General features: G+C 68.1%; 14 protein-coding genes. All 14 read left to right on the top strand.

Features of this window, described 5'->3' with window-relative positions; genetic code table 11:
- The first annotated feature begins 109 nt into the window (after window positions 1–109).
- Window positions 110–865, top strand: a complete 756-nt coding sequence (gene sufC, locus J5J86_RS22715; protein ID WP_209102385.1) for a Fe-S cluster assembly ATPase SufC — start codon at window positions 110–112, stop codon at window positions 863–865.
- A 10-nt stretch (window positions 866–875) separates the two neighbouring features.
- Window positions 876–2,216: a Fe-S cluster assembly protein SufD gene (sufD, locus tag J5J86_RS22710; protein WP_209102383.1), complete on the top strand. Its 1,341-nt coding sequence runs from the start codon at window positions 876–878 to the stop codon at window positions 2,214–2,216.
- A gap of 173 nt (window positions 2,217–2,389) precedes the next feature.
- Window positions 2,390–3,643 (top strand): cysteine desulfurase, encoded by a 1,254-nt coding sequence (locus J5J86_RS22705; protein ID WP_209102381.1) that lies wholly within the window; start codon window positions 2,390–2,392, stop codon window positions 3,641–3,643.
- Window positions 3,640–4,014: an SUF system Fe-S cluster assembly protein gene (locus J5J86_RS22700; protein ID WP_209102379.1), complete on the top strand. Its 375-nt coding sequence runs from the start codon at window positions 3,640–3,642 to the stop codon at window positions 4,012–4,014. The genes J5J86_RS22705 and J5J86_RS22700 overlap by 4 nt, the downstream gene beginning before the upstream one ends.
- A gap of 955 nt (window positions 4,015–4,969) precedes the next feature.
- On the top strand, window positions 4,970–5,878 hold the full coding sequence (locus J5J86_RS22695) for an alpha/beta hydrolase fold domain-containing protein (RefSeq protein ID WP_209102377.1): 909 nt from the start codon (window positions 4,970–4,972) through the stop codon (window positions 5,876–5,878).
- A 90-nt stretch (window positions 5,879–5,968) separates the two neighbouring features.
- Window positions 5,969–6,850 (top strand): SPFH domain-containing protein, encoded by an 882-nt coding sequence (locus J5J86_RS22690; RefSeq protein WP_209102376.1) that lies wholly within the window; start codon window positions 5,969–5,971, stop codon window positions 6,848–6,850.
- Between the two features lies 1 nt (window position 6,851).
- On the top strand, window positions 6,852–7,148 hold the full coding sequence (locus J5J86_RS22685; RefSeq protein WP_209102374.1) for a hypothetical protein: 297 nt from the start codon (window positions 6,852–6,854) through the stop codon (window positions 7,146–7,148).
- A gap of 352 nt (window positions 7,149–7,500) precedes the next feature.
- A complete protein-coding gene (locus J5J86_RS22680; protein ID WP_209102372.1) occupies window positions 7,501–10,494 on the top strand; it encodes an autotransporter domain-containing protein in 2,994 nt (997 codons plus the stop codon).
- Window positions 10,495–10,556: 62 nt separating this feature from the next.
- Window positions 10,557–11,318, top strand: a complete 762-nt coding sequence (locus J5J86_RS22675) for a deaminase (protein ID WP_209102371.1) — start codon at window positions 10,557–10,559, stop codon at window positions 11,316–11,318.
- A 58-nt stretch (window positions 11,319–11,376) separates the two neighbouring features.
- On the top strand, window positions 11,377–11,583 hold the full coding sequence (locus J5J86_RS22670) for a hypothetical protein (protein WP_209102370.1): 207 nt from the start codon (window positions 11,377–11,379) through the stop codon (window positions 11,581–11,583).
- Window positions 11,584–11,835: 252 nt separating this feature from the next.
- The gene (locus J5J86_RS22665; protein ID WP_209102363.1) at window positions 11,836–12,666 is read left to right on the top strand and encodes a hypothetical protein; all 831 of its coding nucleotides are present in this window, start codon (window positions 11,836–11,838) and stop codon (window positions 12,664–12,666) included.
- A gap of 56 nt (window positions 12,667–12,722) precedes the next feature.
- Window positions 12,723–13,421, top strand: coding sequence for a hypothetical protein (locus tag J5J86_RS22660; protein ID WP_209102361.1), 699 nt, complete (start codon window positions 12,723–12,725; stop codon window positions 13,419–13,421).
- 9 nt (window positions 13,422–13,430) lie between these two features.
- On the top strand, window positions 13,431–13,733 hold the full coding sequence (locus J5J86_RS22655; protein ID WP_209102360.1) for a hypothetical protein: 303 nt from the start codon (window positions 13,431–13,433) through the stop codon (window positions 13,731–13,733).
- Window positions 13,734–13,775: 42 nt separating this feature from the next.
- Window positions 13,776–14,285, top strand: coding sequence for a hypothetical protein (locus tag J5J86_RS22650; RefSeq protein ID WP_209102358.1), 510 nt, complete (start codon window positions 13,776–13,778; stop codon window positions 14,283–14,285).
- The last annotated feature ends 75 nt before the right edge of the window (window positions 14,286–14,360 follow it).

The following is a 14,360-nucleotide window of genomic DNA, read 5'->3' as shown; positions in this document are numbered from 1 at the left end:
CATGCGCGGCCGGGGCGCCCGGCCGGACCCCTTTTGCGATCGCGCGCCCCGCGCGGCCCCAGTCCAGGGCGCCGCGTCCGGCGGCAGCGCCAACCGAACGGACAAGACCATGGCTCTGCTCGAAATCAAGAACCTGCACGCCCGCATCGAGGACAATGAGATCCTGCGCGGCCTCGACCTGACGGTAAATCCCGGCGAGGTGCACGCCATCATGGGGCCGAACGGCTCCGGCAAGTCGACCCTGTCCTATGTGCTCGCCGGTAAGGAGGACTATGAGGTCACCGACGGCGAGGCGCTGCTCGACGGCCAGAACCTCCTGGAGATGGAGGCGGACGCCCGCGCGGCCGCCGGCCTGTTCCTGGCATTCCAGTATCCCATCGAGATCCCCGGCGTCGCCAACATGACCTTCCTGCGCACGGCGCTGAACGCCCAGCGCAAGGCGCGCGGCGAGGAGGAAATCTCCACCCCGGACTTCCTGCGCCTCGTGAAGGCGAAGGCGGCGCCGCTCGGCATCTCCCAGGAGATGCTGCGGCGCGGCGTCAATGTGGGCTTCTCCGGTGGCGAGAAGAAGCGCAACGAAATCCTTCAGATGACGCTGCTGGAGCCCAAGCTCTGCATCCTCGACGAGACCGATTCCGGCCTCGACATCGACGCGCTGAAAGTGGTGGCCGAGGGCGTGAACGCCCTGCGCGGTCCCGACCGGGGCATGGTGGTCATCACCCATTATCAGCGCCTCCTGAACCACATCGTGCCCGACGTGGTGCATGTGATGCACAAGGGCCGCATCGTGCGCTCCGGCGGCAAGGAGCTGGCGCTGGAGCTGGAAGCCTCCGGCTATGCGGCCTACGGCCAGGACGCGGCGTGAGGATCGGGCGATGAACATCCAGAACCAGCCGCCGCGCACCGCGGCCGAGGAGGCCCTGAAGGGCTTTCTCGACGCCCGCCTCGTCTCCGATCCGGTGGAAGGCCCGCTCGGCGCCCACGTCACCGACCTGCGCCGCGCCGGGCGCGACGCTTTTGCCCGCTTCGGCCTGCCCCATCGCCGGGTGGAGGAGTGGAAATATACGGACCTGCGCGCCCTCCTGCGTACCGCGCCGACCCCGGCCGGGGCGCTCTCCGATGCCGATGCGGCGGAAGGCTCGTTCCGGGCGCTGTCCATTCCCGGCGCCCGCCGCATCCTGTTCGTAAACGGCGTGCTCTCCCGCGCCCATTCGGACTTGCATGGCCTGGAGGCCGGCCTCTCCGTGCTCCCGCTTTCAAGCGCGCTGGCCGGCGGCCGGGGCGCAGTGGAAAAGCTCGGCACGCTGGCGCCTGAGCGCTATGACGGCCCCTATGCCCTCAACACCGCCTATCTGGGCGAGGGGCTGGTGATCCATGTGGCCGAGGGCGCGCAGATCGAGCGTCCCCTTCACGTGGCGCACGTCTTCACGGGCGACGAGCCGGCCACCCTGTTCGCCCGCCGCCTGGTGGACGTGGGCACGGGTGCCAAGGTGACGCTTGTGGAAAGCTTCCAGGGCCTCGATGGCCGGGCCTATGTCACCAACGACGCCATCGAGCTGTTCGTGGGCGACGGCAGCCATGTGGACTATGTGCGGGTGCAGGAGGAGGGCGACGCCGCCCTGCATCTCGGCACCTTCCTGACGCGCCTCGGCAAGGACGCGAAGTTCCATTCCTTCGCGCTCACCTCGGGGGCGGCGGCCTCCCGCCTGTCCGTCTATGGCCGCTTCGCCGGCGCCCACACCCAGGGCGCGCTGCGCGGGGCCACCCTGGCGCGCGGCCGGCAGCATGCGGACATCACGCTGCTGCTCGACCATGTGGTGCCCCATTGCGAGAGCCGGGAGCTGTTCAAGACCGTGCTCGCGGACGAAGCCAAGGGCGTGTTCCAGGGCAAGATCATCGTCCATCGCGAGGCGCAGAAGACCGACGGGCGCATGATGAGCCAGTCGCTGCTGCTGGGCGAGGCGGCGGAGATGGACAACAAGCCGGAGCTGGAAATCTTCGCCGACGATGTCCAGTGCGGCCACGGCGCCACCGCCGGCGCCATCAACGAGGACCTGCTCTTCTATCTCATGGCCCGCGGCATCCCCGCCAAGGAAGCGGAGGCGCTGCTGATCCAGGCTTTCGTGGGCGAGGCCATCGAGTTCGTGGAGCATGACGCATTGCGCGAGGCCCTCATGGCCCGCGCCGTCACCTGGTTGCAGAAGCGCGCCGGCTGAACGGTCGCGCGACAGTCCGGCGGGTTCGCGCCGCCGGATTGCGGTCCAATATGAGGCGTCGGGCGGGCATAAGGCCCGCACCGCGCCCGGAGGGCACCGGAAGGTGATCGTCAACGCAGCGCCGGCCGCGCCGTGATCGCGCGCGGCGGCCCAACGCGCATCGGACCTGTTTCATGACCGCCACTTTGCCCGCTCCTTCATCCGCCACCCGCCCCTTCGACGTGGAGGCCGTGCGCGCCGATTTTCCCGCCCTCTCTTTGGTGGTGAACGGCCATCCGCTCACCTATCTGGACAATGCCGCCTCGGCCCAGAAGCCCCGCCAGGTGCTGGACCGCATGCGGCAGGCCTATGAGAGCGAATATTCCAACGTCCATCGCGGCCTGCACTATCTCGCCAATGCCGCCACCGAGGCCTTCGAGGCGGCGCGCGAGAGCGTGCGGGTGTTCCTGAACGCGGCCTCCCCCGACGAGATCATCTTCACCCGCTCGGGCACCGGCGCCATCAATCTCGTCGCCTCCAGCCTTGGCCAGGAGATCGGGCCGGGGGACGAGATCGTCCTGTCCATCATGGAGCACCATTCCAACATCGTGCCCTGGCACTTCCTGCGGGAGCGCAAGGGCGCGGTGATCCGCTGGGCGCCGGTGCAGGAGGATGGCAGCTTCGACCTGGAGGCCTTCAAGGCGCTGCTCTCCCCGCGCACCCGCATCGTCGCCATCACCCAGATGTCCAACGTGCTGGGTACGGTGACGCCGGTGAAGGAGATCGTGCGCGCCGCCCATGCGGTGGGCGCCAAGGTGCTGATGGATGGCTGCCAGGGCGCCGTGCACATGCCGGTGGACGTGCGCGACCTCGACGTGGATTTCTATGTGGTCACCGGCCACAAGCTCTATGGTCCCACCGGCATCGGGGCGCTCTATGGCAAGCGGGATCTGCTGGCCGAAATGGCGCCCTATGAGGGCGGCGGCGAGATGATCCGCGAGGTGAGCGAGGACCGCGTCACCTATGCCGCCCCGCCCCACCGCTTCGAGGCCGGCACCCCGCCCATCGTCCAGGCCATCGGGCTTGGCGCGGCGCTGGACTATATGGAGGTGGTGGGCCGCGAGGCCATTGCCGCCTATGAGGCCGAGCTGTCCGACTATGCCCACGAAAAGCTGGGGGCGCTCAATTCCGTGCGCATCTTCGGCACGGCGGCGGGGAAGGGGGCCATCCTCTCCTTCGAGCTGAAGGGCGCTCATCCCCACGACGTGGCGACCGTGCTGGACCGCTATGGGGTGGCGGTGCGCGCCGGGACCCATTGCGCCCAGCCTTTGCTCGCCCGATATGGGGTGACAGCCACCTGTCGCGCATCATTATCATTCTATAATACGCGTGCCGACGTGGATCGCCTTGCCGAGGCGCTCGTGAAGGCGCAGGATTTGTTCGCATGACCGATACGCTGACCAACGAAACGCCCCACGTTCCGCAGTTCCAGTCCGGCATCCCGGAAGAGGAATTGACGCGCCTGACCGACGACATCGTCGGCGCGCTCAAGACCGTCTATGATCCCGAGATCCCGGTGGACATCTACGAACTGGGCCTCATCTACAAGGTGGACATTGCCGACGACCGCACCGTGGCCGTGGAGATGACCCTGACCACCCCCAATTGCCCCTCCGCGGCGGAACTGCCCGGCATGGTGGAAGGGGCGGTGAATACGGTGCCCGGCGTCGCCGGTGTCACCGTGGACATCACCTTCGACCCGCCGTGGGACCAGGGCCGCATGTCCGAAGAGGCCCGCGCCACGCTCAATCTGTGGTGAGCCGCACCGGCTGAGCCGGTGCTTGCCTGACGATTTCGACGCCCGCCCTGCGCCCGCAGCGGCGGGCGTCGTGCGTTTTGGGGGATAGTGGCCGGCGCGGTCTTGGCCCTATTTCCTCTTGTCCGTCTTTCCCTGCATTCCCCCTCCCCAGCCCTCCCCCGCTTGGCGGGAGAGCGGGCTTGTCGCGCTGGGGGAGAGGTGGGGATGCCAACGCGGGGGCAGAACAGAACCACCGCCCTGACTGGTCGCACGGAAGTCCCCTCTCCCGCGAAGCGGGGGAGGGAAAGGGAGGGGGCAGAGGGCCAGGGGCAGGACGCAGCTTTGGGGGAGGGGGACGCTTCACCGTCCGCCATTCCCCCTCCCCAGCCCTCTCCCGCTTTGCGGGAGAGGGGGCTTTTCGCGCTGGGGGAGAGGTCGGGATGACGGACGCCTCGTGACGGCTCCTCGTGACGGGCAGAGGTACCGCCCGACCGAGCGCCCCGCAGTTCCCTCTCCCGCAAAGCGGGGGAGGGTTAGGGAGGGGGCAGGGCCAGAGCCCCAAATTACCCCTCTTAAGAAAAATATCCTAGATCATATTCCTATTTTCTTGGACCTCTGTTATGGTTGTCCCACCTGGCACCAAGGAGGGGCGCGTCCGGAGCGGCCTGACGGGTGGTGTTGGGGGCGGGTGTCCGACGGGACGGGGCTTAACGCACCTCGCGCCCGTTAGCAGAGCTACGACCGATGCGCCCACACCTTCTTCTCCGCCATCTGCATCGCCGCAACTGTCATCTTCTGGCTCTGATCAATGAGTCCTGAGCCTAGCTCACGGATAGGGCCGGCGCAGCAAGCAAGGCAGGACGGCCCCAGCCGCCGCCGCGTCACTTGCGCGGCGAGAATGAACTTTGCTGCGCCGCACGCGTTGTGTCCGGTCCCATCCCGCGATGCCCAGCGCCCGCCCGCAATAGGAGCCCCCATGAGCCTGTCCGCCGAGATCCTCAAGACGGTCATCCTGCCGCTCAGCGGGTCCAAGGCCATGATGGCCGATCCGAGCCGGCTGGAGGCGGCGGCCTTGAAGTCCCAGTCGGCGGGCGCCTCGCCGCCCGGCCTCCTGCTGCGGCGCGGCGTGCAGGTGCTGGAGAGCAACGAGACCGGCACGCGCTGCTTCCATTGCTTCCCGGAGGGCGACAGCGCGCCGGTGCGGGTGCTCTATGTGCATGGCGGGGCCTATGCCCTGGAACTGGCGAGCTATCACTGGTCCATCATCACGGACCTGGTGCGCCGGTGCGGGACGCCGTTTCATGTGCCGGTCTTCCCCCTCGCCCCCCGCCACACCTGGCGGGAGGCCATGGATGCGCTGCTCGCCATCCAGGCGGTGCTGGTCCAGCAGGACGGACCGCTGGTGCTGATGGGCGATTCCTCCGGCGCGGCGCTCGCCTTGTCCCTGGCGCAGGAATTGCGGGCGCGGGGCGACAAGGGCGTGGATGCGCTGATCCTGCTCTCGCCGGCCCTTGACTACACCTTCTCAGCCCCCGAAAGCGCCGAGATCGCCCCCCATGATCCGCTCCTCTCCCCGGCCGGCCCGCGTTGGGCGGCAGCCACATTTTCGCCGACGGGGGATGCCGCCGACCCGGCGGTGAGCCCGCTCTTCGGGGACTTCCGGGGCCTGCCCTCCCTGCACCTGTTCGGTGGTACGCTGGACCTGACCAGCCCCGATGCCGCCCGCGCCCATGAGCGGGCGCAGGAGGCGGGGGCAAAATCCTTCCTGCACCTTTATGACGATATGCCCCATGTCTTCATGTCCGCCTCCATTCCCGAGGCGGAGGACTGCCTGGGCGAGATCGCCCGGGTGCTCGGCGCGGTGGAGCGGCAGCGCCGCAGTTGAGGCGCCGTCGCCCTCCCCGTCCCCGCCGGTTGCGCGGCAGCCCGAACAGAGGCAGGCTGCGCCGCCCTTCTTCGCCCGCGAGGCTTTCTCATGAATCCCGGTGACTTCCTCGGCAGCGGCGCGGTGACCCTGGCGTTCGCCGCCTTCGTCATCTTGTGCATCTTCCTCGGCGTGCGGATCGTGCCGCAGTCGGAAAAATATGTGGTGGAGCGCTTCGGCCGCCTGCGCGCGGTGCTGGGGCCCGGCATCAATTTCGTCATCCCCTTCTTCGACCGGGTGGCGCACAAGATCTCCATCCTGGAACGGCAATTGCCCAATGCCACCCAGGACGCCATCACCGCCGACAATGTGCTGGTGCGGGTGGAGACCTCGGTCTTCTATCGCATCACCGAGCCGGAAAAGACCGTTTACCGCATCCGCGACGTGGACGCGGCCATCGCCACCACGGTGGCCGGCATCGTGCGCTCGGAGATCGGCAAGCTGGAGCTGGACCAGGTGCAGTCCAACCGCGCCCAGCTCATCGAGCGGGTGCGCGAGCATGTGCGCGCCATGGTGGATGACTGGGGCGTGGAAGTGACGCGGGCCGAGATCCTGGACGTCAATCTGGACGAGGCCACCCGCGCCGCCATGCTCCAGCAGCTCAATGCCGAGCGCGCCCGCCGCGCCCAGGTGATGGAGGCGGAGGGGCGCAAGCGCTCGGTGGAGCTGGCCGCCGATGCCGCCCTTTATGCCGCCGAGCAGGAGGCCAAGGCCCGCCGGGTCACGGCGGATGCGGAAGCCTATGCCACCGGCGTGATTGCCGCCGCCATCGCCGCCAACGGGCTGGAGGCGGCGCAATTCCAGATCGCCCAGAAGCAGGTGGCGGCGCTCGCGGAGGTGGCCAAGGGCAATGGCCAGCAGACCATCCTCATTCCCACCCAGGCGCTGGAAGCCTTCGCCGACGCCTTCAAGATGCTCAAGGGGCGCGGCTGACATGTGGACGGTATGGTGGGTCTGGGTGGTGGCCGGCATCGTGCTGGCCATCCTGGAAATGCTGACCTCCGGCTACATCTTCCTCGGCTTCGCCATCGGTGCCGCCGTGGTGGGCGCCCTTTTGGGGCTGGGGGTGCTGGGGGAGAGCGTGCCGGTTCTCCTTCTGGTCTTCGCCTGCGCGGCGCTCGCCGCCTGGCTCGGTTTGCGCCACCTCACCCGCGCCAGCCGGGGCAAGGGCAAGGGGGTGCATATGCGCGGCAATGTGAAGATCTGGGACAAGGACGTGAACGAGAACTGAGCGCCTCTGCGCGCCTCCGCGCGCGCGGAGGCGCCGCCCTCATCAGGGATAAGGGCGGGCTGCGCCATCCCCTACGTTCCCCCACTTGACCGCAGTATCTGTGAACGTTGCCCAACACGACACGCTCCCTGCTCAGACTGCGATTTGCGCTTGACCGCGCCGGGCTCAACGCCTGACTTCGTTGCAGCAACCACCTCGGCCTTGGCCGTGGGAGGGGGCAGTTGCGTTTGACCAGACGGAACCCGAGGGGTTGGGGACCGTCGCGGCCTTGTCATTGGGGCCGTCATTTTGGTGTGGGGGCATCATGAAAGCTCGTTTTGAACGGGCGCGGTCTGGCCGCGCGCGAATGAAGATGGCTGCGCTCTTCGCGGGCGCCTCACTACCGGCCCTGTGCGCGGCGGCGCCCGCTCTGGCGCAGGCCACCTTCTGCACCACGGATGCCTGCGAGGCAGTGCAGATCCAGAACCAGATCAATGATGTGAGCGTCTTCGGCACGCTTTTGTCCTCGCCGGAGGGCAATGCCCTTCTCCAGCAGAATGCCGCGGTCACCACCCAGATCTACTCCACCTCCACCGCCGAGCAGCGGGATCTGGCGGCGGCGAACGCCGTCAACTTTCCCGGCAAGAAGCTGGGCAGCATCACGGCGCACCTCTGGAGCATGGTTCAGTCGCCAATCAGCGACCAGATGGTCAAATGGTCCCTGGACGAGACCATGCCGGGGAACATTCTCGGCGATCTCTGGGGCGCCACGGGCGTCCTTCATTCCGGCGATGTGAAGGACTACTACCAGACGCTGGAAATCTATAAGACCGCCTATAACGCCACCGGCGCCCTGGTGGGTAACCCCCGCCCCTTCGTGGCGCTGCCGGCCATCAGCGGCAATCCCTGGACCACGTCCACCACCTCGCAGGCGGCGGTCACGATCCAGGAGGAGGAATGGGCGGAGAATGTCGGCGAATCCTCGTTCGCCAGCGGCCATTCCATGCGCGGCTTCATCACTGGCATGTATTACGGAATGCTCCTGCCCACCTATTGGCAGGACATGTTCGCCTCCGCCCAGCAATATGGCCTGAGCCGCAACATCATCGGCATGCATTATGCCCTCGACGTCATCGGCGGCCGCATCATCGCCTTGCAGTCCCTGACCGAACTGATGGCCGACAATGCCGATTATTCGGCCGACTTCACCACCTCGTTCGAGGCCAACCGCACGGCTTTGGTGGAAGCCCTCGGCACCAGCGCGAACGCGCCGGTCTATGCCGCCTGCGGGGCCAACCTGAAGGCCTGTCTCTCGGCCGGCATGGTGCCCTCCGCCGCCACCTACCGCGCCGCGCGCGAGCAATCCACCTGGTACCTGACCTACGGTCTGCCCTCCATGGGCGACACCACGCTGGCGCCGGTGGTGCCGCAGAATGCCGAACTCCTGTTCCGCACCCGCTTCCCCTATTTGACCGACGCCCAGATCCGCGACGTGATCGCCAGCACCGAATTGCCCTCCGGCGTGCCGCTGGACGACGGGTCGGGCTGGGCGCGCATCAATCCCTATGCCGCGGCGGGCGGCTATGGCGCCTTCGCCAGCACGGTGACCGTGACCATGGATGCGGCCAAGGGCGGGTTGAACGCCTTTGACATCTGGAGCAACGACATCAGCGGGCCGGGCGGGCTCGTCAAGCAGGGCACCGGCACGCTGCTGCTCGCCGGCGACAACACCTATGCGGGCGGAACCGACGTGCAGGCCGGCACGCTCGCGCTCACAGGCTCGCTCACCGGCAATGTGTCCGTCGCGGCCCCGGCCACCTTCCTCACCACCGGCGCGGTCGGCGGCGATGTGAGCAATGCCGGACTGCTCGGCGGCACCGGCCGCATCGCCGGCAACCTGACCAATGCCGGCGTGCTGGCACCCGGCCTGTCCATCGGCACCCTGACGGTTGGCGGCAATGCGGTGTTCACGAACACCTCGCTCTATATGGCCGAGACCGGCACGGGGAACACCAGCGACAAGCTGGTGGTGACCGGCACGACCACGCTCGCGGGCACCCTCGCCTTGGTGGGTACCAATGGCAGCCTCGCCCCGCTCGGCACCTATGACCTGATCAGCTCCGCCGGCGGCGTGTCCGGCGCCTTCTCGTCCATCGAGACAGGCGGCGCCTTCCTGTCCACCTCTTCCGTGGTGGCTTCGGGCACCGATCTCCTGGTGACCGTGGCGCCGAATGTCGCCGCCTTGTCTACGGCCGGCGGCACGCCCAATGCCAATGCCGCCGCGAGCGCGGTCGCCCGCATGTCCAATGCCAGCCCGGTGCTCCAGGCGGCGGTGACGCTGACCCCGGCGCAGGCGCCGCAGGCGCTTTCGACCCTCACGGGCGAAATCCATGCGGCGACCGGCTCGGTGCTGCTGGCCCAGTCCACCTATCTGCGTCAGTCCATCACGGGGCGCCTCAGCGACGGGGACGGCGCCACCGCCGCCCTCGCCCCGCTCGGCTATGCGGACGCGCCGGCGGCGCCCGCCGCCACCTTTGGCGGCTTCACCGCCTGGGGCCAGGGCTATGGCGGCTGGGGCAGTGTGAGCGGGGGCGCGGCCTCGTCGGTCACCACCTCGGTGGGCGGCTTCCTCGGCGGCTTCGACGGCGAGGTGGCGCCCAACTGGCGCGTGGGTATCGCCGGCGGCTACAGCCAGACCAGCTATTCCACCGATGCAGTCTCCGGCTCCGGCACCAGCGACAATTACGACCTCGCCCTTTATGGGGCCAACCGCTTCGGCGCGCTGAACCTGCGCTATGGCGCCAGCTACACCTGGCACGACGTCTCCACTTCCCGGGGTGTCGCCCTGCCGGGCCTCTATCAGAGCCTCTCCGCCAGCCAGAATGGCGGCACGGGCCAGGTGTTCGGCGAATTGGGCTACGGCATGAAGATGGCCGGTGGCACCACGCTGGAGCCGTTCGCGGGCTTGGCCTATGTGCATCTCAACCTTGACGGCTTCACCGAAAGCGGCGGCTCGGCGGCGCTCACCTCCGGCGGCCTCACCCAGGACAACACGCTCACCACGTTGGGCGTGCGGGCGAGCCAGGACTTTTCCGCCGGCACCACGCGCCTGTCCGTGCGCGGCTCGCTGGCCTGGCAGCATGCCTTCGGCGACCTGACCCCGCAGCTCACCGAGGCGTTCGCGGTGAGCGGCGGCCCGGCCTTCTCCATCGCCGGCGCACCGGTCGCGCGGGACACGGCCCTCATCGGCCTCGGCCTGGACTGGCTGATGACCGCCAATTCCCGGCTCGGCGTGTCCTATGTGGGGCAGCTGGCCGGAGAGACGCAGAACAACGCCGTCCAGGGCCGCCTCTCAGTCGCCTTCTGATCCCAACGCACGGCGCGCGCGGACCTTCCGCGCGCGCTTTCGACACCCATCTGGAGGATCACATGAGCCTAATGGATCGCAGGACGTTCGGCACCCTCATGGGCGCGCTGGCCTTCTCCCCCGCCGCACTGGCCCAGGAGGCGCGCGGCGCGACGGCCGGAAGCGAGCGCGACACCATCTTCAGTCTCGCCGTTCTGGACATGGTCTATCGCGACTGGCAGTCGGCTCCCAATGGCCGGGGCCACAATATCGGGTCGGTCCTGGTGGACAAGGACAACCGTCCGGTCTTCTGGGCGCGCAATTGCGTGACCGTCACCAACAACGCCACGCAGCATGGCGAGGTACGGCTGATCCAGGCCTTCCTGAGCTGCCCGGGCGTCGGCAAGTATATGACGGGTTACACCATCTATACGACGCTCGAACCCTGTGCCATGTGCACCGGCATGATCGCCATGACCCAGGTGGACCGCGTGGTGTTCGTGCAGGCCGACCCGGAATTCGGCCACGCTTTGGCCGGCCTCAAGCACGTCCATTTCCCCCGCCTGTTCCAGCAGGCCACCGTCCGCCCCCTACCCCAGAAGCAAGAGCTGGAACAGGGCTGGGCCGCCTATCGGGACGCCAACAAGGGCTCGGCCATCACCGATTATCTGCTTTCGGCCAACGCCAAGACCATCTACGGTTCCGCATCCGGGGATCTTGATCGATTCAAGGTCAGGAATCGGGAAAACGAAGCTGTCCTCGCCGCCACCCAGGACTTCCTGAAGGGGGTGGGAGCCGAGACCTTCGGCGTGAAGATGCAGGATCGGTGCCCGGCCAAAATCTGACCGGACCTGAACCGCGCCACACCGCCCCGTCCCCGCCCCGCGGCAAGAGGACGTGAATGTGACGAAGATGCCCGTGGACCTGAAGGCCCGTGCCGAAGCGGTGTTCGCCCAGCAGACCACCCCGCAGCCGGCCGAGACGGACACCCTCCAGGCCCGCATGGCCCGCCAGCGGGCGCTGCGGGAGGCCCGCGACAAGGCGGAGGCGGAGCGGGCGGAGATCGCCCGCGAGAAGGCCCGCCGCGCCCGCGAGCAGCGCGCCAAATAAACTGCCCCAAGGAAACTGCGCCAAGTGGACTGCCCCAGGCAGGACGCGCCAAACAGGACGCGCCAAGGCAGGCGCTTCAACTCCGACGCTTCAACTCTGACGCTTCAAGTCGATGGTGTGTGCGATGCGGGGCGGTGGCGGGGCTGCGGTGATAAAACCGCTGTCGGCCTTGACGCAACGCCTCTATGGTGAAGCTCACGCTGGGGGATCGATCGGATGCGCTGGCCTTGTCCCGCGAGGATCCTGGCCGCTATGGCGGCCCTGTTGCTTGGCGTCGCCGCACTCATCCCGCTGGCCCTCGCAGCGTCCGGTCCGAGGGCCTGGACCGTGCGGGACCAGGGCGAGACGATCGAGGCCTTCACCCGCAACCGGGCCGGCTCGACGGCGCTCGTGCTGTCCTGCCGCCCCGGCGGCCCCACCCGTCTCAGCCTCATCCTGTCCCCCAAGTCGGGCTGGCGCCCGGAGGGAACGGCGGTCCTGGACATTGACGGCGTCTCCCTTCCCGTCACCGTCGAGGCGTTCGGGGCGGGGGTTTTCCTGAGCGATCTGGCTGGCGGGGCGCTCGGCCTCAAGCCGGACACCGTTAAGGCCATCGGCGCCGGCAAAATGCTCATTTTAGCCGGACCGCCCGCCCGCGCCATGACGGAAGCGGGCCGCGCCTTTGATCTGTCCGGGGCCGGCGATGCGATCGCGCGGCTGGCGACCAGATGCGGGCTCAACCGTCCCGCTCCGGCCGCGTCGCAGCCGGTGACACGTCTGCCCCTCGCACCGGGGGAATACAGCACAGGCCCCTGCACCGCGCCGCCCGACGCGGTGCGCTCCATCGGCCTCTACATCTTCACCGACGGCCGCTTCGCCGGCCGGCAATTCCTCTCCCCGGCGGCGGAGGGCATGTTCGGCGTCTGCACGCTGGCCGAGCCCCTGTCCGTGGCGGGGAATGTCTATTCCGGCGCGCCCGCCTGCGAGAGCGGCGGGCGCGCTTCGTCGGACCTCGGGCGCTATCGCTTCAGCTTCCAGATCCTGGACGAGAAGACCTTCATCTCCAACGGCAAGACCTATGCGTGGTGCGCGGCCCATCGCTAAGGAATGGCGGTCCGTCGTGAACCCGTCTGTGAGGACAAGGTGCGAGGGAGGACAGGATGTTTCCCATCTTCATCCATGTGATCGACGACCGCAGCGACACTGGCGGGGGCGGCATCCTCATCGTGGCGATCCTCGGCCTTGCGGCCGTGGCAGCGGCGGTGTTCGGCGTGGTCTTCCTGATCTTCGGCTTTCCCGTCACGGTCTTGTGGCCGCTGGCCTATCTGGTCTCCGGGCTGCTCTTTCCCGGCGTCCTGTCGCTGTCCCTGATCCAGGAGATCGTCTGTCTCAGCGTGATCCTGGCTGGCTTCATCCTGCTGCTGAGCCTCCTGCCGCGCTGGGTGGGGGCGGGCCTGTGCGGCCTTGGGACGTTCCTGTCGCTGGAAGGGATGGGCGTGCAGCCGGGGCTTCTGGGGGTCGTCTTCCTCATCCTGGTGGCCATCGGCTTTTCCGCATGGGGCTTCGTGATGGCCACCTTGCTCGGGCGCCTGCCGGTGCTGCGGACCCTGCGGGCCATCAGCCGGTCCCGCGCGGCCAATGTGGTGTTTCCGCCTTTGGTCGCGGTGGGCCTCGTCTTGATCCTGGAGGGCCTGGACATGTTCGGCCCGCCTTCGGCGCAGACCGTGAGCCCGCTGAAGCGGGATGCCATCCTCTCTGGCATAATCCTGGTCTGGCTGCTCCTGGTGGGAGGCGTCACCCGGCTGGCGCAGCGCAAGATCAGCTCTGCGCCCCCCTATGGGGCGCGCCGGCGCGCGTGAAATGACGGCATGCGTGAAGGGATCGAAGGCCCCTTCACGGTGCGCGACCTCGTCGGGACAGGAGAGACAATGGCCGAAAATGCCCCGCCTTTGAGCGAAAAGCAGAAGGAAATCCTTCAGTTTCTGGAGTTCTATCGCGGCATCCCGGACAAGAGCCCGCACATGCTGCGCGAGATAGACGATTACATTGACGGGCTCTCGCACCAGGAGGTGGCGTTCCTGCACCGCCATCGGGCGCGGCTCGATGACCTGGATAAGGCAGCCGGGCGCGTCACGCGCGCCGCATCGCCGACGCGCGGCGGAGGGACATGAACATGGCCTCCCCGTTCCGGCCATCCCGAAGGTCGCGGACACATGGATGACGCCACGGATGCCGGGGACGGGGACGCCGTCCTCCCCGATACTGGCGCGGCCGGGCCGGTGGAGGATGGCCGCGGCTTCACCTTGCCCTTCTTCATGACCGCCGAATATGAGCGCCGGCGCGCCCTGCGCCGGCCCCGCCTCGCCGATGGGACGGTGTTCGCCGGCCGCTCGCCCGACACCGGCGCTGTGCTGCACACGCGACCAGACGATGAAAGCCCCCATCCGGTGGATTTCTGCCTGATCCGCGGCTGCGACATCGACGCCCTCGCCCGCCGGGCGCGCTGGAATGGCTATCAGGATTGGCGCATCCCCTCCCCGGCTGAATTGCAGATGATGTACCTGGACCGGGACCTGATCCGCGGCTTTGGCGGCGACTGGTACTGGACGTCCGGCCTGACCTCGCCGGCCACGCGGGTGGCGCTGCGCTTCTCCGACGGCCTCCGCCACGCTTATTTTCTGGAACGCGCAAAGGCACGGCTGCGGCTGGTGCGCACCCCCTAGGCCACCCGGCCGGTGCCGCTGCAGCGGATCGCCGGGCTTCAATCCGGAAATGATGTCCCCGGAACAAGCTCCGAT

Source organism: Aquabacter sp. L1I39 (assembly GCF_017742835.1).
In the GTDB taxonomy this organism is placed as follows: domain Bacteria; phylum Pseudomonadota; class Alphaproteobacteria; order Rhizobiales; family Xanthobacteraceae; genus L1I39.
Note: the sequence above shows the minus strand (reverse complement) of the source record. Positions and strands in the feature narration are given on the sequence as shown.